The sequence below is a fragment of the Streptomyces sp. NPDC051567 genome, from assembly GCF_044454165.1.
Classification (GTDB): domain Bacteria; phylum Actinomycetota; class Actinomycetes; order Streptomycetales; family Streptomycetaceae; genus Streptomyces.
On sequence record NZ_JBITDK010000002.1, the window covers coordinates 122,902 to 148,580 of the forward strand.

Annotated in this window: 23 protein-coding genes and 1 riboswitch; of the genes, 14 read left to right on the plus strand and 9 right to left on the minus strand. The window is 71.6% G+C overall.

Annotated features, from left to right (window positions below; all coding sequences use genetic code 11):
- Positions 1-153: 153 nt before the first annotated feature.
- Positions 154-1,215 carry a family 2 encapsulin nanocompartment cargo protein polyprenyl transferase gene (locus tag ACIA5F_RS02690; RefSeq protein WP_399348348.1) on the minus strand — a complete coding sequence of 354 codons (1,062 nt, stop codon included), beginning with the start codon at positions 1,213-1,215 and terminating at the stop codon, positions 154-156.
- 32 nt (positions 1,216-1,247) lie between these two features.
- Positions 1,248-2,654, minus strand: coding sequence for a family 2B encapsulin nanocompartment shell protein (locus ACIA5F_RS02695; RefSeq protein ID WP_399348350.1), 1,407 nt, complete (start codon positions 2,652-2,654; stop codon positions 1,248-1,250).
- Positions 2,655-2,962: 308 nt separating this feature from the next.
- On the opposite strand from ACIA5F_RS02695, the gene ACIA5F_RS02700 reads away from it, so the two are divergent.
- The 4 genes from ACIA5F_RS02700 to ACIA5F_RS02715 all read left to right on the plus strand — a co-directional run bounded on the left by ACIA5F_RS02700 (position 2,963) and on the right by ACIA5F_RS02715 (position 6,515).
- Entirely contained in the window at positions 2,963-3,430 is a 468-nt protein-coding gene (locus ACIA5F_RS02700) for an RrF2 family transcriptional regulator (protein WP_399348352.1), read from the plus strand.
- A 197-nt stretch (positions 3,431-3,627) separates the two neighbouring features.
- Positions 3,628-4,824: a globin domain-containing protein gene (locus ACIA5F_RS02705; RefSeq protein WP_399348354.1), complete on the plus strand. Its 1,197-nt coding sequence runs from the start codon at positions 3,628-3,630 to the stop codon at positions 4,822-4,824.
- Between the two features lie 151 nt (positions 4,825-4,975).
- Positions 4,976-5,566 carry an N-acetylmuramoyl-L-alanine amidase gene (locus ACIA5F_RS02710; protein WP_399348356.1) on the plus strand — a complete coding sequence of 197 codons (591 nt, stop codon included), beginning with the start codon at positions 4,976-4,978 and terminating at the stop codon, positions 5,564-5,566.
- Between the two features lie 46 nt (positions 5,567-5,612).
- Positions 5,613-6,515 carry a 1-aminocyclopropane-1-carboxylate deaminase/D-cysteine desulfhydrase gene (locus ACIA5F_RS02715; protein ID WP_399348358.1) on the plus strand — a complete coding sequence of 301 codons (903 nt, stop codon included), beginning with the start codon at positions 5,613-5,615 and terminating at the stop codon, positions 6,513-6,515.
- Positions 6,516-6,563: 48 nt separating this feature from the next.
- Here ACIA5F_RS02715 and ACIA5F_RS02720 read toward each other — a convergent pair whose 3' ends face one another.
- Complete coding sequence (locus ACIA5F_RS02720; RefSeq protein ID WP_399348360.1) at positions 6,564-8,144, minus strand: Na+/H+ antiporter; 1,581 nt, start codon at positions 8,142-8,144, stop codon at positions 6,564-6,566.
- Positions 8,145-8,207: 63 nt separating this feature from the next.
- Between ACIA5F_RS02720 and ACIA5F_RS02725 the strand changes: the two genes are divergently transcribed.
- The 3 genes from ACIA5F_RS02725 (at position 8,208) to ACIA5F_RS02735 (ending at position 10,157) form a co-directional block, all read left to right on the plus strand.
- Complete coding sequence (locus ACIA5F_RS02725; protein WP_399348362.1) at positions 8,208-8,468, plus strand: UBP-type zinc finger domain-containing protein; 261 nt, start codon at positions 8,208-8,210, stop codon at positions 8,466-8,468.
- Positions 8,469-8,673: 205 nt separating this feature from the next.
- On the plus strand, positions 8,674-9,087 hold the full coding sequence (locus ACIA5F_RS02730) for an anti-sigma regulatory factor (protein WP_399348364.1): 414 nt from the start codon (positions 8,674-8,676) through the stop codon (positions 9,085-9,087).
- Positions 9,084-10,157 (plus strand): SigB/SigF/SigG family RNA polymerase sigma factor, encoded by a 1,074-nt coding sequence (locus ACIA5F_RS02735; protein ID WP_399348366.1) that lies wholly within the window; start codon positions 9,084-9,086, stop codon positions 10,155-10,157. The genes ACIA5F_RS02730 and ACIA5F_RS02735 overlap by 4 nt, the downstream gene beginning before the upstream one ends.
- Before the next feature lie 282 nt (positions 10,158-10,439).
- Here ACIA5F_RS02735 and ACIA5F_RS02740 read toward each other — a convergent pair whose 3' ends face one another.
- Positions 10,440-10,880 (minus strand): hypothetical protein, encoded by a 441-nt coding sequence (locus tag ACIA5F_RS02740; RefSeq protein WP_399348368.1) that lies wholly within the window; start codon positions 10,878-10,880, stop codon positions 10,440-10,442.
- 83 nt (positions 10,881-10,963) lie between these two features.
- Here ACIA5F_RS02740 and ACIA5F_RS02745 point away from each other — a divergent pair, with 83 nt between their 5' ends.
- Both ACIA5F_RS02745 and ACIA5F_RS02750 read left to right on the plus strand, forming a co-directional pair.
- Positions 10,964-11,932 carry a diacylglycerol/lipid kinase family protein gene (locus ACIA5F_RS02745; protein WP_399348370.1) on the plus strand — a complete coding sequence of 323 codons (969 nt, stop codon included), beginning with the start codon at positions 10,964-10,966 and terminating at the stop codon, positions 11,930-11,932.
- 320 nt (positions 11,933-12,252) lie between these two features.
- Positions 12,253-12,510 (plus strand): WhiB family transcriptional regulator, encoded by a 258-nt coding sequence (locus tag ACIA5F_RS02750; protein ID WP_003953983.1) that lies wholly within the window; start codon positions 12,253-12,255, stop codon positions 12,508-12,510.
- Between the two features lie 252 nt (positions 12,511-12,762).
- On the opposite strand, the gene ACIA5F_RS02755 is transcribed toward ACIA5F_RS02750, so the two are convergent.
- A complete protein-coding gene (locus ACIA5F_RS02755) occupies positions 12,763-14,232 on the minus strand; it encodes a sensor histidine kinase (RefSeq protein WP_399348882.1) in 1,470 nt (489 codons plus the stop codon).
- An 818-nt stretch (positions 14,233-15,050) separates the two neighbouring features.
- Here ACIA5F_RS02755 and nagB point away from each other — a divergent pair.
- Positions 15,051-15,836, plus strand: coding sequence for a glucosamine-6-phosphate deaminase (gene nagB / locus ACIA5F_RS02760; RefSeq protein WP_399348372.1), 786 nt, complete (start codon positions 15,051-15,053; stop codon positions 15,834-15,836).
- Between the two features lie 172 nt (positions 15,837-16,008).
- Here the strand turns inward: nagB and ACIA5F_RS02765 are convergent, their stop codons facing one another.
- From ACIA5F_RS02765 to ACIA5F_RS02780, 4 genes are all read right to left on the minus strand, one after another.
- Positions 16,009-17,502 carry a glycoside hydrolase family 3 protein gene (locus tag ACIA5F_RS02765; RefSeq protein WP_399348374.1) on the minus strand — a complete coding sequence of 498 codons (1,494 nt, stop codon included), beginning with the start codon at positions 17,500-17,502 and terminating at the stop codon, positions 16,009-16,011.
- 6 nt (positions 17,503-17,508) lie between these two features.
- Positions 17,509-18,345, minus strand: coding sequence for a carbohydrate ABC transporter permease (locus ACIA5F_RS02770; RefSeq protein WP_399348884.1), 837 nt, complete (start codon positions 18,343-18,345; stop codon positions 17,509-17,511).
- Positions 18,346-18,383: 38 nt separating this feature from the next.
- Positions 18,384-19,403: a carbohydrate ABC transporter permease gene (locus ACIA5F_RS02775; protein ID WP_399348376.1), complete on the minus strand. Its 1,020-nt coding sequence runs from the start codon at positions 19,401-19,403 to the stop codon at positions 18,384-18,386.
- A gap of 195 nt (positions 19,404-19,598) precedes the next feature.
- On the minus strand, positions 19,599-20,888 hold the full coding sequence (locus tag ACIA5F_RS02780; protein WP_399348378.1) for an extracellular solute-binding protein: 1,290 nt from the start codon (positions 20,886-20,888) through the stop codon (positions 19,599-19,601).
- A 291-nt stretch (positions 20,889-21,179) separates the two neighbouring features.
- Here ACIA5F_RS02780 and ACIA5F_RS02785 point away from each other — a divergent pair, with 291 nt between their 5' ends.
- The 4 genes from ACIA5F_RS02785 to ACIA5F_RS02800 all read left to right on the plus strand — a co-directional run bounded on the left by ACIA5F_RS02785 (position 21,180) and on the right by ACIA5F_RS02800 (position 25,470).
- Positions 21,180-21,944, plus strand: coding sequence for a GntR family transcriptional regulator (locus ACIA5F_RS02785; protein ID WP_399348886.1), 765 nt, complete (start codon positions 21,180-21,182; stop codon positions 21,942-21,944).
- 370 nt (positions 21,945-22,314) lie between these two features.
- Entirely contained in the window at positions 22,315-24,555 is a 2,241-nt protein-coding gene (locus ACIA5F_RS02790; RefSeq protein WP_399348380.1) for a carbon starvation CstA family protein, read from the plus strand.
- A 98-nt stretch (positions 24,556-24,653) separates the two neighbouring features.
- Positions 24,654-24,842: a CstA-like transporter-associated (seleno)protein gene (locus ACIA5F_RS02795; protein WP_399348888.1), complete on the plus strand. Its 189-nt coding sequence runs from the start codon at positions 24,654-24,656 to the stop codon at positions 24,840-24,842.
- Positions 24,843-24,966: 124 nt separating this feature from the next.
- The gene (locus tag ACIA5F_RS02800; RefSeq protein ID WP_399348382.1) at positions 24,967-25,470 is read left to right on the plus strand and encodes a GNAT family N-acetyltransferase; all 504 of its coding nucleotides are present in this window, start codon (positions 24,967-24,969) and stop codon (positions 25,468-25,470) included.
- Positions 25,471-25,511: 41 nt separating this feature from the next.
- A riboswitch (cobalamin riboswitch) is annotated at positions 25,512-25,645 on the plus strand.
- Positions 25,646-25,679: the final 34 nt, after the last annotated feature.

Sequence of the window (25,679 nt, forward strand, 5' to 3'; positions counted from 1 at the left end):
AGAGCGATCCTAGGGTGGGGCGGGGCGCGCGGAAAGGCATGTTCCGGCACCCTTGAAGTGCCGGAACATGCCTCGAAGTCCCGTCGGGGACGGCCGGGTACCGCCGGGGCGCGGCCCTGGTCCTCGGCCCTGGTCCTCGTCCCCGGCCCGGGGTCAGCGGGTGCGGCGCGTGACGAACTCCGCCAGGGCCAGCAGCCCGCCCGCCGCCGCGAGGTCCGGCACGGCCCGGGAGAGCTGCTGCACCGCCCGGCCCATCCGGTCGGCGGCGTGGGCCTGCGCCCAGTCCCGCCCGCCGGCCCGGTCCACCGCGTCGGCCGCCCGGTCCACGTCGTCCCCGGTCATGGGGCCCGCGTACAGGGCCGCCAGCTCCGCCCCCGCCTCGGTGCCCGAGGTGAGGGCGGCGACGACGGGGAGGGACTTCTTGCGGGCGAGCAGATCGGCCCCGGCGGGCTTGCCGGTGTGTCCCGGGTCGCCCCAGATGCCGATCAGGTCGTCGATGAGCTGGAAGGCCAGTCCGGCCTCCCGCCCGAAGGCGTCCATCGCGTCGACCTCGTCCGGTGCGGCCCCCGCGTAGAGCGCGCCCAGCGCGCAGGCGCAGCCCAGCAGGGCCCCGGTCTTGGCCGTGGCCATCGTCAGGCACTCGTCCAGCGAGACGGACGGGCGCTGTTCGAAGGCGCAGTCGGCCTGCTGCCCCGCGCACAGCTCGATGACACAGGACGCGAGCCGGGCCGAGGCCGCCGCCGAGGCCGGGTGCGGGTCCTCCGCGAGCAGCCGCAGGGCGAGCGCCATCATGGCGTCCCCGGCGATGATCGCGTCCGAGGTCCCGAAGACGGTCCAGGCGGTGGCCCGGCCGCGGCGCCGGGCGTCCTTGTCAATGACGTCGTCGTGGAGCAGCGTGAAGTTGTGCGCCAGCTCCACGGCCGCCGCCGCCCGCACGGCGTCCCCGGCGCGGTCCCCCGCGCCGGCCGGGCCGTGCAGGGCCTGGGCCGCGGCGAGGACGAGGGCGGGCCGGATGGCCTTGCCCGCGTTCCCCGCGGCCGGGGTGCCGTCCGCGTCCTCCCAGCCGAAGTGGTACATCGCCACGCGCCGCATCGAACCGGGCAGGCTCTCGACCGCGCCGCGCAGTTGCGGGTTGACCGTTTCTCTTGTCCGTTCCAGCAGGGCTGCGGCTTCCTGGCCCTCGCCGGTGGCCGTCACGGCCTCTGTGGTCACCATGGCGTGTCCCCGATACCCTCCGGCCGCCCCGCTCAGTTCCAGCGGCCGATCTCGACGTTCTCCAGCACACCGAGCGCGTCCGGCACCAGCACGGCGGCGGAGAAGTAGGCGGTGACCAGGTACGAGATGATCGCCTGCTCGCTGATGCCCATGAACCGGACCGACAGGCTCGGCTCGATCTCGTCGGGGATGCCCGGCTGGTGCAGGCCGATCACGCCCTGGTCGTCCTCGCCGGTGCGCATGCACAGGATCGAGGTGGTGCGGGCGTCGCTGATCGGGATCTTGTTGGACGGGAAGAGCGGCACGCCGCGCCAGGCGGGCACCCGGTGGCCGCCGACGTCGACGGACTCGGGGTAGATGCCGCGCTTGTTGCACTCGCGGCCGAAGGCGGCGATGGCCTTGGGGTGGGCGAGGAAGAACTTGGAGCCGCGCCGCATGCTGAGCAGCTGGTCCAGGTCGTCGGGGCCGGGCCCGCCGTCGTGGGGCTGGATGCGCTGGTCGTAGTCGGCGTTGTGGAGCAGGCCGAACTCGCGGTTGTTGAGCATCTCGTGCTCCTGGCGCTCGCGCAGCGCCTCGACCGTGAGCCGCAACTGCTGCTCGGTCTGGTTCATCGGCTGGTTGTACAGGTCGGCGACGCGGGTGTGGACGCGCAGCACGGTCTGGGCGATGGAGAGTTCGTACTCGCGCGGCTTGGCCTCGTAGTCCACGAAGGTGCTCGGGAGGACGGCCTCGCCGTGGTGGCCGGCGGAGAGGTCGATGGCGGCCTCGCCGTACTTGTTGGTGCGCTGGGCGGGCAGGGACCGCACCCGCTCCACGTGGGCGCGCAGCGAGTCGACGCGGTCGGTGAGGAGCTGGAAGTCCTGCCGGGAGAGGACGAGCGCGGTGCCGGAGGTGGTGGCGCGGGCCGTGAACTCCCAGATCGCCTCGTCGTCGGCGAGGGCGTCCTCGCCGAAGTAGGCGCCGTCGGCGATCGTGCGCAGGACCGCGTCCTCGCCGTAGGGGCCGGGGCCGACCTGCTCGACGCGGCCGTGGGCGAGGAGGAACACCTGGTCGGAGGGGCTGCCGAAGGAGGTCAGCTCCTGGCCCGCCTCGAATTCGACCTGCCGGAAGCGCTGGGCGAGTTCGCCGAGGATCTCAAGGTTCTCGTAGTTGCGTAGCAGCGGGAGCTCACCGAGTTCGGCCGGGATCACCTGGACCTGGGTGCCGGTCTTGACGAACTCCACGCGTCCGTCGCCGAGGGAGTGGATCAGCCGCCGGTTGACCCGGTACGTACCACCCTGCACCGACACCCACGGGAGCATCTTCAGGAGCCACCGCGAGGTGATCTCCTGCATCTGGGGTGCGGACTTGGTCGTGGTTGCCAAGTTCCGCGCGGCCGATGTCCCCAGACTGCTCTGCGGTGCCTGGGTCTCGGATTCGGAACCTGCCTGGACCGACATGTGTCTCCTCTTTCGATGACTTTCGATCACTCCATGGACCTGCGGTAGGGAAGCATTCACTACGAAACGCGGTGAGACCATTACACAAAAGGGTGGGACTACTCCGTGTGGGTGCGGGGCAGGTTGTTGAGTTCACTTCATTCTCGGAAGCCCTCTCACGCCCCACTGATTTCAAGCCACCCCGTCTGTCACCCCCGTCCCGCCGCTCCAGGACCACCGGGCGTGCCCACCGGGCGGGCCGCTCCGTCCTCCCCCGCGCCCCGCCGCCATAACTTGCACACGGCATGCAAGTTTTCTACGGTGAACCCATGCGGCTGACCCGATTCACCGACCTGGCACTGCGCGTCCTGATGCGCCTGGCCGTCGCGGAGGCGGAGCTCCCGACCACCCGCGAGGTGGCGGCGGCCATGGAGGTCCCGTACACCCACGCGGCCAAGGTGGTCGCCCGGCTCCAGCACCTCGGCCTGGTCGAGGCCCGGCGCGGGCGGGGCGGCGGGCTCCGGCTGACCGCCGCCGGGCGGGCCGCCCCGGTGGGCGGGATCGTCCGCGAACTGGAGGGCGCGGGGGACGTCGTGGAGTGCGAGGGCGCCACCCCCTGCCCGCTGCGCGGCGCCTGTGTCCTGCGCGGCGCGCTGCGCCGGGCCCAGGAGGCGTTCTTCGCCGCGCTGGACCCGCTGACCGTGGACGACCTGGTGGCGGCCCCGACCGGCCCGCTGCTGCTGGGCATCTCGGGCAGGCCCCCGAGCGGCCCCGCAGGACGGCCCGCAGGCCCCTGACCCGGGGATTCCGGTGGCCGGTTCCCGCCGGTCGAGGCCCCGCTCCGGCCGGACCTGACGGGAAGTCCGGCGAAAAATCCGTACCCCGGCGGGGCTCTGCTGTCCTTGAAGATCTCCCGCCCTCGAAAACATGCACCTCAGATACCAATCCACACCGGCCCGCCGGAAGACCCGAAAGAACGAAAGAAGGAGTCCCGATGCTCTCCGAGAAGTCGACCGCGACCGTACGAGCCACCCTGCCCGCCGTCGGCGCGGCGATCGGCGACATCACGGAACTCTTCTACGCCAAGCTGTTCGAGGCCCACCCGGAGCTGCTCCGCGACCTCTTCAACCGGGGCAACCAGAACGCCGGCCTCCAGAAGCAGGCCCTGGCCGGCTCCGTCGCGGCCTTCGCCACCCATCTCGTCGCCCACCCGGACCGGCGCCCGGACGTGATGCTCGGCCGCATCGCCCACAAGCACGCCTCCCTCGGCGTCACCCGCGCGCAGTACCGGGTCGTCCACACCCACCTCTTCTCCGCGATTGCGGAGGTCCTCGGCGAGGCCGTCACCCCCGAGGTCGCCGGGGCGTGGGACGAGGTCTACTGGCTGATGGCCAACGCCCTGGCCGCCATCGAGGAGCGGCTCCACGCCGAGCGGGGGGTCCTGGCGGGCGACGTGTGGCGCGAGTGGACCGTCACCGGCCGCACCGAGGAGACCGCCGACTGCGCCACCTTCCGGATCGCCCCCGCCGACGGCGCCCCCGCACCCGCCTTCGCCCCCGGCCAGTACGTCTCCGTACAGGTCGAACTCCCCGACGGCGCCCGGCAGATACGCCAGTACAGCCTCACCACCTCCCCCGGCTCCCCGGTCCGCGCGATCACCGTCAAGCGGGTCCACGGGCCGGCCGCCACGGGCCCCGACGGCGAGGTCTCCACCCACCTGCACGCCCGGGTCGCGGTGGGCGACCGGCTCCGCGTCTCGGCCCCCTACGGCGACCTGGTCCTGCGCGACCGCACCGCCCCCGTCCTGCTCGCCTCGGCCGGCATCGGCTGCACCCCGATGCTCTCGATGCTGGCGCACCTGGCCGACACCGGGCACACCGCCCCCGTGACCGTGCTGCACGCCGACCGCTCCCCCGCCGACCATCCGATGCGCGGCGACCACCGGGCCCTGACCCACAAACTGGCCGACGCCTCGGCCCGGTTCTGGTACGAGGAGGCGGCCGAGCCGGGCGACGGCGAGGGCCGCCCGGACCTGTCGGCCGTCCCCCTCGCCCCCGGCACCACGGCCTACCTGTGCGGACCGCTCCCCTTCATGCGGTCCGTACGCGAGCAGCTGCTCGCCCGGGGCGTGGCCGCCGCCGACATCCACTACGAGGTGTTCGGCCCGGACCTCTGGCTGGCTTCCGCGTAACGCCTGATGCGGGTGGGCAGATCCGGACGTGTCCGGATCTGTTCGCTCGCCGTGCGAGAGGGCTAGCCCGGAAGGATTGCTTCCGCTACACCGGAGAGTAAGCAGATGGACACCGGAAGTGACCATCGCTCTCGCACCGAAGGAGGCCGCCATGGCCGTACCCCTGTCCGCGGACCGGTTCCTGAGCGCTTTGCGGGCCGAGGGCCTGACCGTCGTCGAAGTCGGCGCCTGGCGCACGCACAACCGCAACGGCAAGGGCCCCTGGGGCCCGGTGAACGGCGTGATGATCCACCACACCGTCACCCAGGGCGCCGACTGCACCGTCGCGCTCTGTCGCGACGGCTACTCCGAGCTGCCCGGCCCGCTCTGCCACGGGGTGATCACCAAGGACGGCCGCGTCCACCTGGTCGGCTACGGCCGCGCCAACCACGCGGGCGCCGGCGACTCCGACGTCCTCGCGGCGGTGATCGCCGAACGGCGCCTCCCGCCGGACCACCAGGCGAACACCGACGGCAACCGCCACTTCTACGGCTTCGAGTGCGAGAACCTCGGCGACGGCCAGGACCCCTGGCCCCCGGCCCAGCTCGACGCCATCGCCCGCGCGGCGGCGGCGCTCTGCCGGGTCCACGGCTGGACCGCCGCCTCGGTGATCGGCCACCTCGAATGGCAGCCCGGCAAGATCGACCCCAAGGGGTTCACGATGGCCGCGATGCGCGACCGCGTCGGCGAACAGCTGAAGTAGCCCCCGAGGTGACCTCCGAAACGGCCGGGGCGCCCACAATGGAGGGGTGAACGCCCCTGGCCCCGGCCCGCTGGACCCACGACCGCCCTCCCCCCTGGTCGAGGCCGCCGACGAGCGGTTCGCCGCGCACGGCGTGCGGCTGCTCCTCAAACGCGACGACCTCGTCCACCCCGGGCTGCCCGGGAACAAGTGGCGCAAGCTCGCGCCGAACCTGCGGGCCGCGGTGGCGGGCGGGCACCGGGCCCTGGTGACCTTCGGCGGGGCGTACTCCAACCACCTGCGGGCCACCGCGACGGCCGGGCGGCTGCTCGGGCTGGAGACCGTGGGGATCGTCCGCGGGGACGAGCTGGCCGGGCGCCCCCTCAACCCCTCGCTGGCCGGGTGCGCGGCCGACGGGATGCGGCTGCACTTCGTCCCCCGGTCGCAGTACCGGGGCAAGTCCGAGCCCGCGGCCCTGGCCCGGCTGCTGGCCGGGGCCGGCGCGGCCGACGCGTACGTGGTGCCCGAGGGCGGCAGCAACGCCCTGGCCCTGGCGGGCTGCGCCGAGCTGGGCCGGGAGCTGCGGGGCGAGGCCGACGTGGTCGCCGTGGCCTGCGGGACCGGCGGGACCCTGGCGGGCCTGGCCGCCGGGCTGGACCCCGGCCAGCGGGCGCTCGGCGTGCCCGTCCTGGCGGGCGGCTTCCTGGACGGGGAGATACGTTCCCTCCAGCACGCCGCCTTCGGTGGCCCGGCCGGTGACTGGAGCCTGGCCGAGGGCCACCACCACGGCGGCTACGCCCGGGTCCCGGCCGCGCTGGAAGCCTTCGCCGCCGACTTCGGCGACCGCCACGGGTTCCCCGTCGAGCGGATCTACGTCGCCAAGCTGCTGTGGGCCCTGACCGCGCTCACCGGGTCCGGCGCCTTCGCCCCCGGCACCACCCTCGCCGCCGTCGTCACGGGCCGCCCCTGACCCGCGCCGCCGGCCCGCCCACGGCCCGGACGGGGAGCCGGGCACGCGTCAGGCCGTCTCCTCGCGGTAGGCCGCCGCCTCCTCCAGGTCCAGGCGGCGCAGCAGGGCGCGCAGCATCTCGTCGTCGATCCGCCGCTGGTCGCGCAGGGCCACGAAGACCTCCCGCTCGGCCTCGATCATCTCGCCGGCCAGCCGCCGGTAGACGTCGTCCGCCGACTCGCCCGTGACGGCGTCGACCTCGCCGAGCCGCTCCCACACCGCGTTGCGCCGCCGTTCCAGCACCGTGCGCAGCCGCTCCGCCAGCGGCGGCGGCAGGCTGTTCCCCGGCTCCGCCAGGAGCTCCGTGAGCCGCTCCTCCGCCGCCCGGGACGCCTCGCTCTGCGCCTGCGCCTCGGCCAGGGTCTCGGCGTGCGGGTCGCGCGGCGGCAGTTTCAGCACCCGGATCAGCGGCGGCAGCGTCAGCCCCTGCACCACCAGCGTCCCGATGACGGTGGTGAAGGTCAGGAAGAGGATCAGGTCGCGGTGCGGCACCGAGACCGGCACGGAGAAGGCGATGGCCAGCGAGACCACCCCGCGCATCCCCGCCCAGCCCACGACCACCGGCGCCTTCCAGGTGGTCCCGGGCTCCCGCTCGCGAATCCGCCGGGAGACCCACCGGGGCACGAAGGTCGCCGGGAAGACCCAGAGGAAGCGGGCCACGACCACGGCGAGGAAGACCACGACCGCGTACCGGACCACGTCCCCGCTGTCGTACTGCCCCAGCCCCCTGAGGACGACCGGCAGCTGGAGCCCGATCAGCGCGAAGACCACCGATTCCAGGATGAAGGCGACCATCTTCCACACCGCCCCCTCCTGGAGCCGGGTGGCGAAGTCGACCTGCCAGTTCCGGTGCCCCAGGTAGAGCGCGACCACCACGACGGCGAGCACCCCGGAGGCGCCCACCCGTTCGGCCGCCGCGTAGGCCACGAAGGGGATCAGCAGCGACAGCGTGTTCTGGAGCAGCGGTTCCCGCAGCCGCTTGCGCAGGTGGTGGATGGGCACCATCAGCAGCAGGCCGACGCCGACCCCGCCCACCGAGGCCAGCAGGAACTCCGTGATCCCGCCCGCCCAGCCCGCGCTCACCCCGACCGCCGCCGCCAGCGCCACCTTGTAGGCGGTGATCGCGGTGGCGTCGTTGACCAGGGACTCGCCCTGGAGGATGGTCGTCATCCGGCTCGGCAGCCCGAGCTTGCGGGCGATGGCGGTGGCGGCCACCGCGTCGGGCGGCGCGATCACCGCGCCCAGCACCAGCGCGACCGGCAGCGACAGCCCCGGCACCAGCAGGTACGCCGCGTACCCGACGGCGACCGTCGCGAAGAGCACGTACCCCACCGACAGCAGCGCGACGGGCCGGAGGTTCGCGCGCAGGTCCAGGTACGAGCTGTCCACGGCGGCCGTGTACAGCAGCGGCGGGAGCAGCAGCGGCAGCACGATGTGCGGGTCGAGCGCGTACGAGGGCACGCCCGGGAGGTACGCCGCGACCAGCCCGGCCGCGACGAGCAGCAGGGGTGCGGGGACCGGTGTCCGGCGCGCCAGCCCGGCGACGATCGCGCTGCCGGCGACCAGCGCCACCAGCTGCACTACCTCCATCGAAGGTCCTTCCCGCTCGCCGCCGACCGTCCTGGGCGCCACCGGCTCAGTACGCTGGCCATCATGAGCGAGTGCACCCACGTTGCCGAACTGCCGCGCCCCGAGCCCGCCCCTCTTGGCCGGACCTGCCCCGAATGTCTGGCCCTGGGGAGCCATCCCGTCCAGCTGCGGATGTGCCTGGTGTGCGGGCACGTGGGCTGCTGCGATTCCTCTCCCCACCGGCACGCCACCGCGCATTACCACGGGACGGGCCATCCGGTGATGCGCAGCTTCGAACCGGGCGAGAGCTGGCGGTGGTGTTTCGTGGACGGTTCGATCGTCTGAGCCGGGGTAGGTCAACCCTCCGCCGGTTCCCCCGTTTTGGACCCGCAGACCCCTACCCACCGTGCGTGCGCATGGGCTTACCATCAGTCACCTGTCGTGGGCGGGGGCCGCTCCCCACGGGTACCACGAGGGGTGCCGCGACACGATCGCCCGGATCGCGATAGCGTCACCGGCGAACAGAGCTCGTACCACCTTGGAGGTGAGGGTGTCCCAGATCGCAGGCGAGCCCGGGACTCAGGACTTCGTGGAAGTCCGGCTGCCCGCTGCGGGTGCCTACCTGTCGGTGCTGCGGACGGCCACGGCCGGCCTCGCGGCACGTTTGGACTTCACTCTCGACGAGATCGAGGACCTCCGCATCGCGGTGGACGAAGCCTGCGCGATCCTGCTCCAGCAGGCCGTGCCGGGCTCCGTCCTCAGCTGCGTCTTCCGGCTGATCGACGATTCGCTGGAGGTGACCGTCTCGGCACCGACCACGGACGGGCGCGCGCCGGAGCGTGACACGTTCGCCTGGACGGTGCTGTCCGCGCTGGCCGGCAAGGTCGAGGCGACGGTCGAGGCGGACCGGACGGTGAGCATCAGTCTCTACAAACAGCGCGGCGCGGGACCAGGCCCGGCGTGAGCGGCGGGGAGGTCCCGGTGCGGGGCGGGGATCGGCCCCGGGTGCGGCACGAGGCCGACGGTGGCGTCCCGGGACAGCACCACGCCCGGCCGCACCCGGCCGACGCGGATGCGGAAGACGGCTTTTTGGACTCGGCAGAGCGACGGGCGGGCCCTGTGAGCGAGAACCAGCACGACCAGCACGACCGGCCACGGCCACCGGAGGCCGCTGCCACGGCCTCCGGTGCGCCGGTGGCGTCCCCGGCCCCGGACACGCCCCCGGCGCCGCAGGTGTCCGCGCCGCCGTTCCTCCCGGCGTCCGCGCCGCTGCCGGACCCGCGCGACCGCAGTGGCGCACGGGCCCTCTTCATCGAGCTGCGGGCGCTGCCCGACGGCTCGGCGCAGAAGGCGGAGCTGCGCAACCGCCTGGTCCGGATGCACCTGCCGCTGGTGGAGCACCTGGCCCGGCGGTTCCGCAACCGCGGGGAGCCACTGGACGACCTGACCCAGGTGGCGACGATCGGCCTGATCAAGTCGGTGGACCGGTTCGATCCGGACCGGGGCGTCGAGTTCTCCACCTATGCCACGCCCACGGTGGTCGGCGAGATCAAGCGCCACTTCCGTGACAAGGGCTGGGCGGTACGGGTCCCCCGGCGCCTCCAGGAGCTGCGGCTCTCGCTGACCACGGCCACGGCGGAACTCTCCCAGCAGCACGGCCGCTCCCCCACGGTGCACGAGCTGGCCGAGCGGCTCGGGATCTCCGAGGAGGAGGTGCTGGAGGGACTGGAATCGGCCAATGCGTACAGCACTCTCTCGCTGGACGTCCCGGACACCGACGACGAGTCCCCGGCGGTCGCGGACACCCTGGGCGCGGAGGACGAGGCCCTGGAGGGCGTCGAGTACCGCGAGTCCCTCAAGCCGCTGCTGGAGGACCTGCCCCCGCGCGAGAAGCGGATTCTGCTGCTGCGGTTCTTCGGCAACATGACGCAGTCGCAGATCGCGCAGGAGGTCGGCATCTCCCAGATGCACGTCTCCCGCCTGCTGGCCCGCACCCTGGCCCAGCTCCGCGAGAAGCTCCTCGTCGAGGAGTAACCCCGGGGGACCACTCACGGGGTACCACTCACGGAGGACCGCTCACGGGCCCGGCACCCCCGCAGCACCCGTACGGCCCCACCCGCCCCACCCACTCCGAGGCCCCGGACCGACCCCACGGAGAAGGGTCCCCCCTGCCCCCGGGCAGGTGAACCGAAGGCGGGCCGCCTGAGAGCAAGACCGACCACGCGAAGAAAGGCCCGGCCCTCGGGCGAGTGAGCCGAAGGGGCGCGCCTGAGCGGGGGTCCCCCCGGACGGAGTTCCGGGGGATGAACCGAGCCCTCAAGAAGAAGAGGTGATGCCCAGGGCTTCCGTTGCCGTCGGGTTGAGCAGGAGGGCCGTGACGGCCGCGGCGGCCAGGGTCAGGGCGACGGCGGCGACGGTGGTCACGGCGCCGCCGGTGTTCCACAGGGTCCAGGCCACCGGGAGCGCCATCAGCTGGGTGATCAGTGCCGGGCCGCGGCTCCAGCGGCGGCCCAGGTGGAGTCCCCGGGCGGCGGTCAGCGGCAGTGCGGCGAGGGCGAGGAGGGTGATCGCGCCGGTCTCGGCCTGCTGCGGCGAGTCGGGGTTCCCCGCGATGCCCACGTACAGCATGTAGACGCCGAGGGCGGCGAGGGCCAGGCCCTCCAGGGCGGTGAGCGCGGCGGCGGCGGTCAGCCGGCCGGGGAGCGCGGCCGGGGGTCCGGCGGGGGCGGGGGGCTCGGGGGGCTGCTTCTGACTCACTCCAGCAGGGTAGCCGGGCCCGGGTGGCGGTGGAGGGACGGGCAGTACGGTCGGCATATGACGAGGTGGGTAGGCTGGCGCTCATGCGTGCACTTCTCGTGGCCAACCCAGCAGCGACGACGACCAGCGCGCGCACGCGTGATGTCCTGACCCACGCCCTGGCCAGTGAGATGAAGCTGGAGGCGGTGACCACCGAGTACCGGGGTCACGCCCGCGACCTGGGGCGCAAGGCGGCCGAGAGCCGGGATGTGGATCTCGTGGTGGCCCTGGGCGGTGACGGTACGGTCAACGAGGTGGTCAACGGGCTGTTGCACAACGGGCCCGATCCGGACCGGCTGCCCCGGCTCGCGGTGGTTCCCGGCGGCTCCACCAATGTCTTCGCGCGCGCCCTGGGTCTGCCCAACGATGCGGTCGAGGCGACCGGCGCCCTGCTGGACGCGTTGCGGGAGCGGCGCGAGCGGACGGTGGGGCTGGGTCTGGCGGAGGGCATCGCGGGTACGGAGGACGAGTCGGTTCCGGCGCGCTGGTTCACCTTCTGCGCGGGTTTCGGTTTCGACGCGGGGGTGGTGGGGCGGGTCGAGCAGCAGCGGGAACGCGGCAAGCGTTCGACGCACAGCCTGTACGTGCGGCAGCTGCTGCGCCAGTTCCTGGAGGAACCGAACCGCCGGCACGGCACGGTCACGCTGGAGCGGCCCGGCGAGGAGCCGGTGACGGATCTGGTGCTGTCGATAGTCTGCAACACCTCGCCCTGGACGTATCTGGGCAACCGGCCGCTCTACGCCTCTCCGGAGGCGTCGTTCGATACCGCGCTTGACGTACTGGCGCTCAACCGTTTGTCAACTCCGGCGATCGTCCGGTACGCGACACAGCTGCTGACCTCGACCCCTGAGCAGGGTCCGCGCGGCAAGCATGCGGTGTCCCTGCACGATCTGACGGATTTCACCTTGCATTCCAAGGTTCCGCTCCCGTTCCAGATGGACGGAGATCACCTCGGCCTGCGCACCAGCGTTCGGTTCACAGGCGTTCGCCGTGCACTGCGTGTGATTGTGTGAGTGGAAGGGCCTAAAGTCCTTCCAGTCGAACGTTTACACGTCGGTCCACCCCCAAGAAGTAGGGCTGTGACCTAGTAGACACCGACGAATCCAAAAAAACTTTCCGGAAGGGGTTGTATCCCCGTCCGAGGTTTGCGAATCTCTACATGGCGATCGGGACAGCCCGCAGCATCCGGCACCCGTAAAGATCGCCAGAACCCCTCCACGAATCACGGACCGCACCCGGGAAACTGGGCGTTCGCCCTTCCCTCACGGGGGGATTCGTGAAAGCGTTCACATTCACAAGCAACCTGCCCGCAATACAAGGAGATGGAGCAGCCATGGACTGGCGTCACAACGCCGTTTGCCGCGAGGAAGACCCGGAACTCTTCTTCCCCATCGGCAACACCGGTCCTGCGCTGCTGCAGATCGAGGAAGCCAAGGCCGTCTGCCGCCGCTGCCCCGTCATGGAGCAGTGCCTGCAGTGGGCGCTCGAGTCCGGCCAGGACTCCGGTGTCTGGGGCGGTCTCAGCGAGGACGAGCGCCGCGCGATGAAGCGCCGCGCCGCTCGCAACCGGGCGCGCAACGCCAGCGCCTGACAACGACTTTCGAGCCTCGACGCAGCGCGTAGAACCTTTCACACCAGCGCTCAGCAACGTGCTCTTGAGCCCCGGACCGGGATCGCCCCCAGCTCACGCTGGGGGTGCCCCGGGTCCGGGGCTCAGTGCTTTCCGGGAACAGGTCGGTCACCGTGCGTGACGGACCGGACGGTGGTTCCCGCCCGTACCGGCCGCCGCTCCCGTACCGGCGGAACCGGTCGCGCGCCGCGGGGCGGGGCGGGTGCGGGACCGCTACTTCTGCGGGGTCACGGGCAGGTCGAGGACGACCTTGGTGCCGCGCGGGGTGGCCCGGACCATGTCGAAGGTGCCGCCGAGCTCTCCCTCGACGAGGGTCCGGACGATCTGGAGCCCGAGGTTGCCGGCCCGCTGGGGGTCGAAGCCCTCGGGCAGGCCCGAACCGTCGTCGGCCACCGTGATCAGCAGCCGCCCGTCCGCGCGGCCCGCGCCGGAGCGGATGGCGGCGACCTTGACGGTGCCGCCCTCCCCCTGGGTGAAGGCGTGCTCCAGGGCGTTCTGGAGGATCTCGGTCAGCACCATCGAGAGCGGGGTCGCGACCTCCGCGTCCAGGATGCCGAACCGGCCGGTGCGACGGCAGTCGACGTTGCCCGGCGAGATCTCCGCGACCATCGCGATCACCCGGTCGGCGATCTCGTCGAACTCCACCCGCTCGTCCAGGTTCTGGGAGAGCGTCTCGTGCACGATCGCGATCGAACCGACCCTGCGCACGGCCTCGTTGAGGGCCTCGCGGCCGGACTCGGAGTCCATCCGGCGGGCTTGCAGCCGCAGCAGCGCGGCCACCGTCTGGAGGTTGTTCTTCACCCGGTGGTGGATCTCCCGGATGGTCGCGTCCTTGGTGATCAACTCTCGTTCCCGGCGGCGCAGTTCGGTGACGTCGCGGCAGAGGACGAGGGAGCCGATCCGGGTCCCCTTCGGCTTCAGCGGGATGGCGCGCAGCTGGATGACCCCGCCGTTCCCCTCGACCTCGGTCTCCCGGGGGGCCCAGCCGCTGGCGAGTTTGACCAGGGCCTCGTCCACCGGGCCCCGGGAGGGGGCGAGTTCGGCGGTGGTGTCGCCCAAGTGGTGGCCGACCAGGTCGGAGGCGAGGCCCAGGCGGTGGTAGGCGGAGAGCGCGTTCGGGGAGGCGTAGGTCACCACGCCGTCGGCGTCGAGGCGTATCAGGCCGTCGCCGACGCGCGGGGAGGCGTCCATGTCGACCTGCTGGCCGGGGAAGGGGAAGGAGCCCGCCGCGATCATCTGGGCCAGGTCGGAGGCGGACTGGAGGTAGGTCAGCTCCAGCCGGCTCGGTGTACGCACGGTGAGCAGATTGGTGTTGCGCGCGATCACTCCCAGTACCCGGCCCTCACGGCGCACGGGGATGGACTCGACGCGGACGGGCACCTCCTCGCGCCACTCCGGGTCGCCCTCGCGCACGATCCGGCCCTCGTCGAGCGCGGCGTCCAGCAGCGGGCGGCGGCCCCGCGGGATGAGGTGGCCGACCATGTCGTCCTGGTACGAGGTGGGCCCGGTGTTCGGGCGCATCTGCGCGACGGAGACGTACCGGGTGCCGTCGAGGGTGGGCACCCAGAGCACGAGGTCGGCGAAGGAGAGGTCGGAGAGCAGCTGCCACTCCGAGACCAGCAGATGGAGCCACTCCAGGTCGGTTTCACCGAGAGCGGTGTGCTGGCGTACGAGATCGTTCATGGAGGGCACGGGGCGAGCGTACCCCGGGCGGCGCCGGGCGCTTTTCCCGTGGGAATGGGCGGGAGCACCTCGGGACGGCGGGTGGCCGCGTAGTGTGGGAGAAAGTGACGGGAATACAGACCCCGTCATTGGATGGACAGAACAGATTGGTCTAGTCCACAATTGACCCATGCTTCCGCCCTCCCCGCACAGGAGGACGGATCGAGGTAAGCCGCGCGCTCTGCCCTGACCGCGCAGGCACCTCCAGCGGCCGTCGGGAACCGCACACCCGTCGGTCGTGAGTACTCCGGGCTACGGTGCCGGATGGGCTGAGGGTCCCGTCCTGCACCGTGGCCCAGAGGAATGCCCGGGGCACCCGGCGCACTGTCCGGGCGTGATTCCACCGCCCGATTCCCCTGGCGCGATCTCCTTGTTCCGTGGCGTGATCTCCCCGGAGCGATCTCCCGGCGAATGCCCCGGGCGGGCTTCCCGGAGAATCCCCGGACCGATGCCGGACCGGCACCGGACCGACGCCGACACCGGACCTGACACAGACGCCCGCGCGGGGCCCGGTTCCGTGTCCCGCCCCGGTACCCGCCCACCGCGCCCGGACCTCGCCCGCGGCCCTGCCGCGCCCCCCGTCCCGCCTCCTCCCGTACGGCCCGTCCGCCCTTGTCAGGGGCGGTGCGGGGGGCTCGTCGGGAGGCCCGGGAGGCCGGAGCCGGGGATGCAGACCACCATGGAAGGACGGTGGAGAGACCCGGCCGGAGAGCGCGGTCTCTGCTAGATTGGTCTATACCACAACATGCCCACACCTCTCCAGATCGGCAGGCCCCCGCGTGGAAGTTGTCATCGTCCCGGACGCCAAGGCAGGCGGCGAGCTCATCGCGGAGGCCATGGCCGCCCTGGTCCGCCGCAAGCCCGACGCCCTGCTCGGCGTGGCGACCGGCTCTACCCCGCTGCCCATCTACGAGGCCCTCGCCGCCAAGGTCAAGGCCGGCCGGGTCGACGCCTCCCGGACCCGGATCTGCCAGCTCGACGAGTACGTCGGCCTGCCGGCCGGGCACCCCGAGTCCTACCGCGCCGTCGTCCTGCGCGAGGTCGTCGAGCCCCTCGGTCTCTCCGAGGCCTCCTTCATGGGCCCGGACGGCTCCGCCGAGGACATCGTCGGCGCCTGCGAGGCGTACGACCAGGCGCTCGCCGCCGCCGGTGGCGTCGACCTCCAGCTCCTGGGCATCGGCACGGACGGCCACATCGGCTTCAACGAGCCCTGCTCCTCGCTGGCCTCCCGCACCCGGATCAAGACGCTGACGGAGCAGACCCGCGTGGACAACGCGCGCTTCTTCGACAACGACATAGACCAGGTGCCGCACCACGTCATCACCCAGGGCATCGGCACCATCCTCGACGCCCGCCACCTGGTGCTGCTGGCCACCGGCGAGGGCAAGGCCGAAGCGGTCGCGCAGACCGTCGAGGGCCCGCTCTCCGCGCTGGTCCCGGCCTCCGCGCTCCAGCTCCACCGGCACGCCACCGTCGTCGTGGACGAGGCCGCGGCCTCGAAGCTGAAGCTGGCGGAGTACTTCCGTCACACCTTCGTCAACAAGCCCGCCTGGCAGGGCCTGTAAGGCGTACGCGCACGTCCGGGAGGCCGGGCACCCACCCTTCGCGGGGCGGGTGCCCGGCCTCCCGCGCGCCTGCCCCCGTACGGGCGGGAGCCGGGCCCCCGCGGGCGCCCGGGAACGCGAAGGAGCCGGGCACCCCGTGAAGGGGGTGCCCGGCTCCGGTGCGTACGGGGTGCTACACCCCGGCGATGACCTCGGCGGCGGCGCGCCCGCAGACACGGGAGGCGCCGTGCGTGGCGACGTACAGGGCTCCGCGCGGGTCGGCGCGGGGCAGGCCCATCTCGACGACGACCGTCTCCGGGCGGGCCGCGACCAGCGCGTCCACGGCCTCGGTCATCCACGGGTGGCGGTGCTCGTCGCGGACCACCGCGACGACGGTGCGCCCGCCCGCCGCCGCCAGGATGTCACCGGCGGCGACCCCCTCCCGGTAGACGCCCGACGCGGTGCCCGGGACCAGGCCGGCCAGCTCGTCGGCGATGCCCCACGGGGTCTCGTGGCCCACCGCGAAGTTCACGACCGGGGCCAGGGTGGCCACGTACGGGGCCGTGACGGGGGCCGCCGAGCCGGTGACGGTCACCGCGCGGCGGGCCGCCGTCAGACCGATGCCGGGCGCGCTCCCCTCCTGCGGCGCGCCCGGCGCGGTGGCGGCCGTCCGGGACCGCCGCGTCCATTCGGCCAGCGCGCGCACCCGGGCGGCGGCGTCGGCGAGCCGCTCCTGCGGGAGCGTGCCCTCCCGCACCGCCGCGACCAGCGCGTCGCGCAGCCGGAGCACGGTCGCCTCGTCGGCCAGTCCGCCGCCCACGCAGATCGCGTCGGCGCCGGCCGCGATGGCCAGGACCGAGCCGCGCTCGATGCCGTACGTCCCGGCGATGGCGTTCATCTCCATGCCGTCGGTGACGATCAGCCCCTCGTAGCCGAGCTCCTTGCGCAGCAGGCCCGTCAGGATCTGCGGGCTGAGCGTGGCCGGGCGGGTCGGGTCGAGGGAGGGCACCAGGATGTGCGCGCTCATCACGGCCTTGGTGCCGGCCGCGATGGCCGCCTTGAAGGGGACGAGCTCGCGGGCCTGGAGGGTGTCGAGGTCCACGTCGATGCGGGGCAGCGCGTGGTGCGAGTCGACGTTGGTGTCGCCGTGGCCCGGGAAGTGCTTGGTGCAGGCGGCGACCCCGGCGGCCTGGAGCCCCTCGACGTACGCGGCGGTGTGCCGGGCGGCGAGGTGGGTGTCGGCGCCGAAGGAGCGGACGCCGATGACCGGGTTGTCCGGGTTGGAGTTGACGTCCGCGGACGGGGCCCAGTTGAGGTTGACCCCGCACTCGGCCAGGCGGCGGCCCAGCTCGTGGGCGACGTCACGGGTCAGGCCGGTGTCGTCGACGGCGCCCAGGGCGAGGTTGCCGGGGAAGGACGAGCCGTCCCGTACCTCCAGGCGGGTGACGTCGCCGCCCTCCTCGTCGATGGCGACGAGGACGTCGTCGCGCTCGGCGCGCAGTTGCGCGGTGAGGGCGGCGAGCTGCTCGGGCGAGGTGATGTTGCGGCCGAAGAGCCCGACGGAGGTGAGGCCCTCGCCGAGCTGCCGGAGCAGCCAGGCCGGGGCGGTGGTGCCTTCGAAACCGGGCTGGAGGACCGCGAGGGCGTCACGGGTGAGGGTGTCGGTGCGGTGCGCGAGGAAAGTCATGGCGCCCTATCCCTTCACGGCGCCGGAGGTCATACCACCGACCGCTTTGCGCTGGAGGAAGATGAAGATGACCAGGACCGGGAGCGCGAAGAGCGAGGAGGCGGCCATGGTGGCGCCCCAGTCGTTGCCGAACGCGGTCTGGAACTGGGTCAGCCACAGCGGCAGGGTCTGCGCGGCCTTGTCCTTGTTGAGGATCAGGACCATCGCGAACTCGTTCCAGGCGGTGATGAAGCCGAAGAGCGAGGTGGACATCAGACCGGGGGCGAGCAGGGGGAAGATCACCTTGCGGAACGCCTGGCCGCGGGTGCAGCCGTCTATCTGGGCGGCCTCCTCCAGGGAGACCGGGACGGCGGCGATGAAGCCGCGCAGGGTCCAGATGGTGAAGGGGAGGACCATCACGAAGTAGATCGCGGAGAGCACCAGGAGGTTGTTCAGGATCTCGGCGTCACGGGCGATCATGTACATCGCGATGACCATGACCTCCCAGGGGGCCATCTGCGCCATCATCACCGCGAGGACCAGGCCCTTGCGGCCCCTGAACTTCATGCGGGCGATGGCGAAGCTGGCGGCGAGGGCCACGAGCAGGGCCAGCAGCACGGCGCTGACGGTGACGAGCACGCTGTTCATGACGTACGTCCAGAACAGGTCGACCCCGGTGGCCTTGGTGAAGTTCTGGAGCGTCGGCGTGAAGACGAAGACGGGGTCCTTGGAGAGGATCTCGTGTCCCGGCTTGAGCGACGAGGAGAACATCCAGTAGACCGGGAAGACGAAGATCACGGCGAGGACGAGGGCCCCGAGGTTCTTCGCGATCGCGGCGGGACGGACCGGGCGGCGCTTGCGCAACTGCTGGGCCGGCTTCTGCGGAGTGGCGGTGGTGGTGCTCACTGCTCCTTCTCCTCCTTCAGGATCAGGCGGAAGTAGAAGGACATGACGATGATGAGCATCACGATCGTCAGGACCGAGATCGCCGCGGCGAGACCGTAGTGGGACTGGCTCTGGCCCTCGATGTAGGCGAAGACCGGGAGGATCTCGGAGGCGCGGTCGGGGCCGCCGAAGTTCATCGCGTAGACCTGCGTGAACGCCTTGAAGACCCAGATCACTTCGAGGAAGGTGGTGACGAGGAAGAACGGCTTGAGGATCGGGAAGACGATCTGCCAGAAGGTCTGCCAGCCGTTGGCGCCGTCCATCCGCGCGGCCTCGTACAGTTCGCCGCCGACCGTGGTCAGCGCGGCGTACATGTTGAGGGCGACGAAGGGGATGGAGCCCCAGACGACGAGGACCGTGACGATCGTCAGGGTGGCGATGCCGCTCTCGAACCAGTTGTGCTGTTCGTAACCGGAGAAGCCGAGCGTGCGCATCACCCAGTTGACGACGCCGAACTGCTCGTCGAAGAGCCATCTGAAGATGGTCACGGAGGCGACGACCGGCATGGCCCAGGCCAGTACCAGCCCGATCGACAGGACCAGGCGCATCCACTTGCCGAGCCTGTTCAGCAGGATGCCGATGAGGCCGCCGAGCACCATGATCAGGACGACGTTGGCAGCGGTGAACGCGAAGCTCCGGACCACGACGGTCCAGAACTGCGAGTCGGTCAGCAGCTGCGTGTAGTTGTCGAATCCCGCGAGGGGGTACTTGCGCTGGATGAACTCGACCTTGTTGATGTCCTGGAAGGACAGGATCACGTTCTTGATCAGCGGGTACAGGAGCAGGCCGGCCATGCCGATGACGGCAGGGGCGACCAGCAGATAGGGCAGCCACCCCGAGGGGAGTGACTTTCGGCCGCCGCGAGGAGACGGGGACGCCCCCTTGGCTCCGGTGGGCGGCGGCTCGATCGGCCCGACGGACTTCTGTGGTGCGTCCGCTGGAGCGGGACTCGCCGCTCCCTGGGAGTGCACGGTCATGTCTTGATTCCTCGCGGTTGACTGTGGCGACCGGCGCCCGCCAGCTCGGCATCGGGCGGGCGGCGCATCCGTCTGTCAATGCGCGACCGGGGGTACGGCGGGCGCCGCCGGGCGCCCGCCGCACCCCCCGGTGCGTTCACAACTGGTACTGCGGTGACAGCTGGTACTACGGGTTACGGCTGGTGCCGCGGGGTGTTACTTGTTGATGCGGCTCGCGATTTCCTTGTCCGCGTCCGCGCCCGCCTTGGCGACGTCCTCGCCCTTCAGGACCTTGGTCATGAACTGCTTGATCGGGTTGGGCTCGGTCTCGACGGCGCCCCAGCCCGCGGTGACCGGGGTGATCTTGCCGGAGACGGCGGCCTTGGCCATGCTCTCGGCGAAGGAGCCCGGAGCGGCGGCGAAGTTCGCGGACGCCTGGTTCGGGAGCAGCGCGCCCTCGGTGGCGACGGCGTACTTGGTCATCTGGTCCTTGCCGGCGGCGAGGGCCAGCCACTCCTTGGCGAGCTCCTTGTTCTTGGAGCGCTCGGCCACGGCGAGGTTCGAGCCGCCGAGGAAGACGGAGCCGGGCTTGTCAGCGGTCTTGCCCGGGATCGGGAAGTAGCCGAACTCGGTGTCCTTGCCCGCGGCCTTCAGGGCCTTCAGCGCGCCCTGGGCCTCCCAGCCGAGACCGATCCAGGAGGCGACACCACCCTTGGGGATGACGTCGGTGGACTGCTGCGGGAGCGCCTCGTCCTTGTCCTTGGGGGCCGTGGAGTAGGACTGGAGCTTCTTGTAGAACTCCATCGCCGAGGCGGCCTGCGGGGTGCTCAGCTGGCCCTTCCACTTGGCGCCGTCCTTGACGGCGAGGTCGCCGCCCTCGTCCCAGATGAGACCCGCGAGGACGTACCAGCTCTGGCCGGGCAGGTAGATCGGCTGCGAGGACGGGTCCGACGTCTTCAGCTTCTCCAGGTTGGCCACCCACTCGTCGCGGGTCTTCGGCGGGGTGATGCCGGCCTTCTCGTAGGCCTTCTTGTCGTAGATGACGAGGCGGTTGGCCGCGTACCACGGGGCGGCGTAGAGCTTGCCGTCGACCTCACCCGAGGCGAGCATGCCCTTCGACCAGGCGTCGCCGCCGAGCTTGGCCTTGTCGGCCGTCAGGTCGGCGAGACCACCGGTGACCGCGTAACCGACGGTCTGGGTGTTGCCGAGCTCAAGAACGTCCGGGGGGGTGTTCTCGGAGAGGGCAGCGGTGATCTTCGTCTGGATGTCCGTCCACTCCTGCTCCACGACCTTGACCGTGACGCCGGGGTGCTTGGCCGCGAACTCCTTGTTGACCTCGTCGATCCAGGCCTTCGGCGCAGAGCCGTTCATCGTCCAGACCGTCAGCTCCTTGGAAGCCGCCTCGGTCTTGCCGCTCTTACCCTCGCTGCCACTGCCGCCGCCACATGCCGCGACTCCGGCCATCATGCCCGCGACACTGACCGCCACGATGAGCTTGCGCTTCACGCCACCCTCCTCAGGGATGCCTGCCTGCACTTCCCTTGCCCGCTGCGGTGACCTACGCGAAGTACTGCACGTGGGGGCTGGGAGCCGATCCAGATTGGTTTAGACCAGTAACCGGAGCTTGGCCTAGACCTTTAGGGGTGTCAAGGGTCTAATGAGCGGGTACTCGGTCCGTTATCGGACCGACACCTGGGGAGGGAGAAGGCCCGTCCTCCCGTACGTGTCACGATGTGACCGCACATATCGGAGGAGCCGGTGACGGCAGCGAAACTGGAGTCGGGAAGGCGGGCGGCGATGGCCACCGAAGGGGCGATCACGGAGCCGGAAGGCGGGGCAGCCACTCGCACGGCGCGTGTGCCCAAGTACTACCGGCTCAAGCGGCACTTGCTCGACATGACCGACACCCTTCCCCCCGGCACCCCGGTCCCGCCCGAACGCACCCTGGCCGCCGAGTTCGACACCTCCAGGACCACCGTCCGCCAGGCCCTCCAGGAACTCGTCGTCGAGGGCCGGCTGGAACGCATCCAGGGCAAGGGGACCTTCGTCGCCAAGCCCAAGGTGTCCCAGCCCCTCCAACTCTCCTCGTACACGGAGGACATGCGGGCCCAGGGTCTCGAACCGGCCTCCCAGCTCCTGGACATCGGGTACGTGACGGCCGACGACACCCTCGCCGCACTGCTCAAGATCACCACCGGCGGACGGGTCCTGCGCATCGAGCGGCTGCGCCTGGCCAGCGGCGAGCCGATGGCCATCGAGACCACGCACCTCTCGGCCAAACGCTTTCCCGCGCTGCGCCGTTCGCTCGTCAAGTACACCTCCCTCTACACCGCCCTCGCCGAGGTGTACGACGTCCGCCTGGCCGAGGCCGAGGAGACGATCGAGACCTCGCTGGCCACCCCGCGCGAGGCCGGCCTGCTCGGCACCGACGTCGGGCTGCCGATGCTCATGCTCTCCCGGCACTCGCTGGACGCCGAAGGAGAACCGGTGGAGTGGGTGCGCTCGGTGTACCGCGGGGACCGGTACAAGTTCGTCGCCAGGCTCCAGCGGCCCGCCGTCTGACGCCGCGCCGGATTCGGCCCCGCGCTCCCCGTTCCCCGCTCCTGTCCCTGCCCTTGCCCCTACCCCCCTTCCGGGTTCCCGCTCCAGGTTCCCGTCCCGGGTCCCGCCCCGGGTCTCCTTTCGGTTCCGTTCCGGTTCCGTTCCGGGTGCCGTAGGGGTGCCGTAGGGGTCCCGTAGGGGTGCCGCTTCTCGATTCCGGCTCCGGCGCGGGTGTCCCCCGGCCCGGGCCCCGGTGGATTCCGGTACCGGGATGCGGACGGGGTCTTACGCCCAGCGGTCGCGCCCCCGTAGATTCCCTGCGCTCACGCAGATGATCGACGAGGGGACGAAACCCATGCCCGAACCGGAATCAACTGGAACAGAACGGGCCATGGCGAGTCCGGTGACCGCACCGGGCTCGCCGTCCGGGCCGGGCGGTGCGGCCACGGACCCGCCGGGAACGCGCGGCGGACGGCTCTCCCCGAAGTCGGTCGCCGTCTGGTCGCTCGTCGGGCTCGTCGGCGCCGTCGGCTGGGGCGTGCTCGCCCTCTCGCGCGGCGAGGAGATCTCGGCCGCCTGGCTGCTCGCCGCCGCACTGGGCTCGTACGCGATCGGCTACCGGTTCTACGCGCGCTTCATCTCGCGCCGCGTCCTGAAGGTGGACAGGACCCGGGCCACCCCCGCCGAACGTCTTGACAACGGTGTCGACTTCCACCCGACCGACCGCCGGGTGCTCTTCGGCCACCACTTCGCCGCCGTCGCCGGAGCCGGACCGCTCGTCGGGCCCGTGCTGGCCGCGCAGATGGGCTACCTGCCGGGCACGATCTGGATCGTCGCGGGCGTCATCTTCGCGGGCGCCGTCCAGGACATGGTCACGCTCTTCTTCTCCACCCGCCGCGACGGGCGTTCCCTCGGCCAGATGGCACGGGACGAGATCGGGCCGGTCGGCGGGGCCGCCGCCCTGGTCGCCGTCTTCGCCATCATGGTCATCCTGCTGGCGGTGCTGGCCCTAGTCATCGTCAACGCGCTGGCGCACTCGCCCTGGGGCGTCTTCTCCATCGGCATGACCATCCCGATCGCCCTCTTCATGGGCTTCTACCTGCGCGTGCTGCGGCCGGGCCGGGTCACCGAGGTCTCCCTCATCGGCGTCGCGCTGCTGCTGCTCGCGATCGTCTCGGGCGGCTGGGTCGCCGAGTCCTCCTGGGCGGACACCTTCACCCTGGAGAAGGAGACGCTGGTCATCTGGATGGTCGCGTACGGCTTCGTCGCCTCGGTGCTGCCGGTGTGGATGCTGCTCGCGCCCCGTGACTACCTCTCCACCTTCATGAAGGTCGGCACCATCGCCCTGCTCGCGCTGGGCGTGGTCATCGCGATGCCTACCCTGAAGATGCCCGCGGTCACCGAGTTCGCGAGCCGCGGCGACGGCCCCGTCTTCGCCGGCTCGATGTTCCCGTTCGTCTTCATCACCATCGCCTGCGGCGCGCTGTCCGGCTTCCACTCGCTGGTCGCCTCGGGCACCACCCCGAAGATGATCCAGAAGGAGACCCAGGTCCGGGTCATCGGCTACGGCGCGATGCTCACCGAGTCCTTCGTCGCCATCATGGCGATGATCGCGGCCTGCATCATCGAGCCCGGCCTCTTCTTCGCGGTGAACTCCCCGCCCGGTGTCATCGGCACCACCGTCGAGACCGCCTCGCAGGCGGTGACCAACTTCGGCTTCGCGATCTCCCCGGAGGCCCTCGCGCAGGCCGCCAAGGACGTCGAGGAGACCAGCCTGCTCTCCCGTACGGGTGGCGCGCCGACCTTCGCACTCGGAATGGCGGAGATCTTCTCGGCCGTGATCGGCGGGGCGGGGATGAAGGCGTTCTGGTACCACTTCGCCATCATGTTCGAGGCCCTGTTCATCCTGACGACGGTCGACGCGGGCACCCGGGTCGGCCGCTTCATGCTCCAGGACACCCTGGGCAACGTGCACAAGTCCTTCCGGGACGTCAGCTGGAAGCCCGGCGTCTGGTTCGCGAGCGCGATCGTCGTGGGCGGCTGGGGCTACTTCCTGTGGGTCGGCGTCAAGGACCCGCTGGGCGGCATCAACCAGCTCTTCCCGCTGTTCGGGATCGCGAACCAGCTCCTCGCGGCGGTCGCCCTGGCCGTCTGCACCACGCTGCTGGTCAAGTCCGGGCGGCTCAAGTGGGCGTGGGTGACGGGCGTCCCGCTGGCGTGGGACGTGGCGGTCACGCTCACCGCGAGTTATCAGAAGATCTTCTCGGAGGACGTGAAGGTCGGCTTCTTCGCGCAGCGCGACAAGTACCAGGCCGGGATCGACGCCGACAAGGTGCTGCCGCCCGCGAAGACCATGGACGAGATGCACACCGTGGTCACCAACGCCACCGTGGACGGGGTGCTGTCGGTGCTGTTCGCGGTCCTGATCGTCATCGTGCTGGTGGACGCGGCCCGGACCTGCTTCAAGGCCATCGCCCGCCCGGAGACCGTCAAGCTCTCCGAGGTCCCGTGGACCGAGTCGAAGATCGTCGCCCCGGCCGGGCTCTTCGCGACCGCCGAGGAGAAGGCCGAGCTGGCCGCGGCGGGTCTCGAACCGGGCGGCGGGCGCGTGAAGGAGCCCGCGGCGTCATGAGCGGGCGCGGAACCGACGACGTGCGCGGGCGCGAGGCCGTCAGCGCGCGCGGGGCCGGGCGTCCGCGCGGCGCGGGGAAGGGGCGCACGGCGGCACGCGTGCGCCGGGCGCTGGCGACGGCCCGGTTCTACGTCCGCGAGTTCTCGGGCGAGGCCGCGTACGACCGGTACGTCGCCCACACGCGCTCCCACGACCCGCAGGCCCAGGTCCTGACCCGCCGGGCCTTCGAACGCGCCCGCACGGACGCCCGCGAGGCGGACCCCCGCGAGGGCTTCCGCTGCTGCTGAACGACGTCCTCAGGCATGCCGCAGGCCCCCGCCGCACCCGGCGGGGGCCTGCGGCGCACCCGGCGGGGGCGGCCCGGGGCGGCGGCCCGTCCGGCACGCGCACCGCGGCTGGAACACTCACCGCATGGACATAGTGATCAGGGCGGCGCTGCCCGCCGAGTACGAAGAGCTGGGAGAGATCACCGCGGGGGCGTACCTGGGTGACGGGCTGCTGCGCTCGGGCGAGGACGACGGCTACCTCGGCGAGCTGCGCGCCGTCGCCGGCCGGGCCGCGGACCCGGACGCGCGGGTGCTCGTCGCCCTGGACGGCGGGCGGGTCCTCGGCGGGGTGACCTTCGCCGCACCCGGGAGCCCGCTGGCCGACATCGCGGGTCCGGGCGAGGCCGAGTTCCGGATGCTGGCCGTCGCCCGGGAGGCCCGTGGGCGGGGTGCGGGCGAGGCCCTGGTGCGCGTCTGCGTGGACCTCGCACGGGCCCTGGAGGGGGTCACACACCTGGTGCTCTCCACCCAGGAGGCCATGCTCGGGGCCCACCGGATCTACGGACGGCTCGGTTTCACCCGGACCCCGGAGCGGGACTGGGCCCCCGTACCCGGCATCACCTTGCTCACCTATCGGTTGAAGTTGTAGCCACGCCGACACAACATGTGGGGGCTACCGCATGAGGTCGCCCCCACATGTATGCTCATGGCTGCTGTCGCCGCAGGGGAATCCGGTGCGAATCCGGAACTGTCCCGCAACGGTATGAAGTACACCCATTGGTGTAACCGCAGTCCGAGGACCTGCCGACAGCGCGCCCGGCTCGACCGAACCGGGTGCCGATATGTCCGGGCCTCGCG

Coding starts and splice junctions, on each gene's coding strand:
- ACIA5F_RS02750 (WP_003953983.1), top strand. CDS start 12,253: ATGGACTGGCGTCACAACGCCGTTTGCCGCGAGGAAGACCCGGAACTC.
- ACIA5F_RS02785 (WP_399348886.1), top strand. CDS start 21,180: ATGGCCACCGAAGGGGCGATCACGGAGCCGGAAGGCGGGGCAGCCACT.
- ACIA5F_RS02710 (WP_399348356.1), top strand. CDS start 4,976: ATGGCCGTACCCCTGTCCGCGGACCGGTTCCTGAGCGCTTTGCGGGCC.
- ACIA5F_RS02775 (WP_399348376.1), bottom strand. CDS start 19,403: ATGACCGTGCACTCCCAGGGAGCGGCGAGTCCCGCTCCAGCGGACGCA.
- ACIA5F_RS02695 (WP_399348350.1), bottom strand. CDS start 2,654: ATGTCGGTCCAGGCAGGTTCCGAATCCGAGACCCAGGCACCGCAGAGC.
- ACIA5F_RS02700 (WP_399348352.1), top strand. CDS start 2,963: ATGCGGCTGACCCGATTCACCGACCTGGCACTGCGCGTCCTGATGCGC.
- ACIA5F_RS02745 (WP_399348370.1), top strand. CDS start 10,964: ATGCGTGCACTTCTCGTGGCCAACCCAGCAGCGACGACGACCAGCGCG.
- ACIA5F_RS02720 (WP_399348360.1), bottom strand. CDS start 8,144: ATGGAGGTAGTGCAGCTGGTGGCGCTGGTCGCCGGCAGCGCGATCGTC.
- ACIA5F_RS02755 (WP_399348882.1), bottom strand. CDS start 14,232: ATGAACGATCTCGTACGCCAGCACACCGCTCTCGGTGAAACCGACCTG.
- ACIA5F_RS02725 (WP_399348362.1), top strand. CDS start 8,208: ATGAGCGAGTGCACCCACGTTGCCGAACTGCCGCGCCCCGAGCCCGCC.
- ACIA5F_RS02690 (WP_399348348.1), bottom strand. CDS start 1,215: ATGGTGACCACAGAGGCCGTGACGGCCACCGGCGAGGGCCAGGAAGCC.
- ACIA5F_RS02765 (WP_399348374.1), bottom strand. CDS start 17,502: ATGACTTTCCTCGCGCACCGCACCGACACCCTCACCCGTGACGCCCTC.
- ACIA5F_RS02705 (WP_399348354.1), top strand. CDS start 3,628: ATGCTCTCCGAGAAGTCGACCGCGACCGTACGAGCCACCCTGCCCGCC.
- ACIA5F_RS02800 (WP_399348382.1), top strand. CDS start 24,967: ATGGACATAGTGATCAGGGCGGCGCTGCCCGCCGAGTACGAAGAGCTG.
- ACIA5F_RS02790 (WP_399348380.1), top strand. CDS start 22,315: ATGGCGAGTCCGGTGACCGCACCGGGCTCGCCGTCCGGGCCGGGCGGT.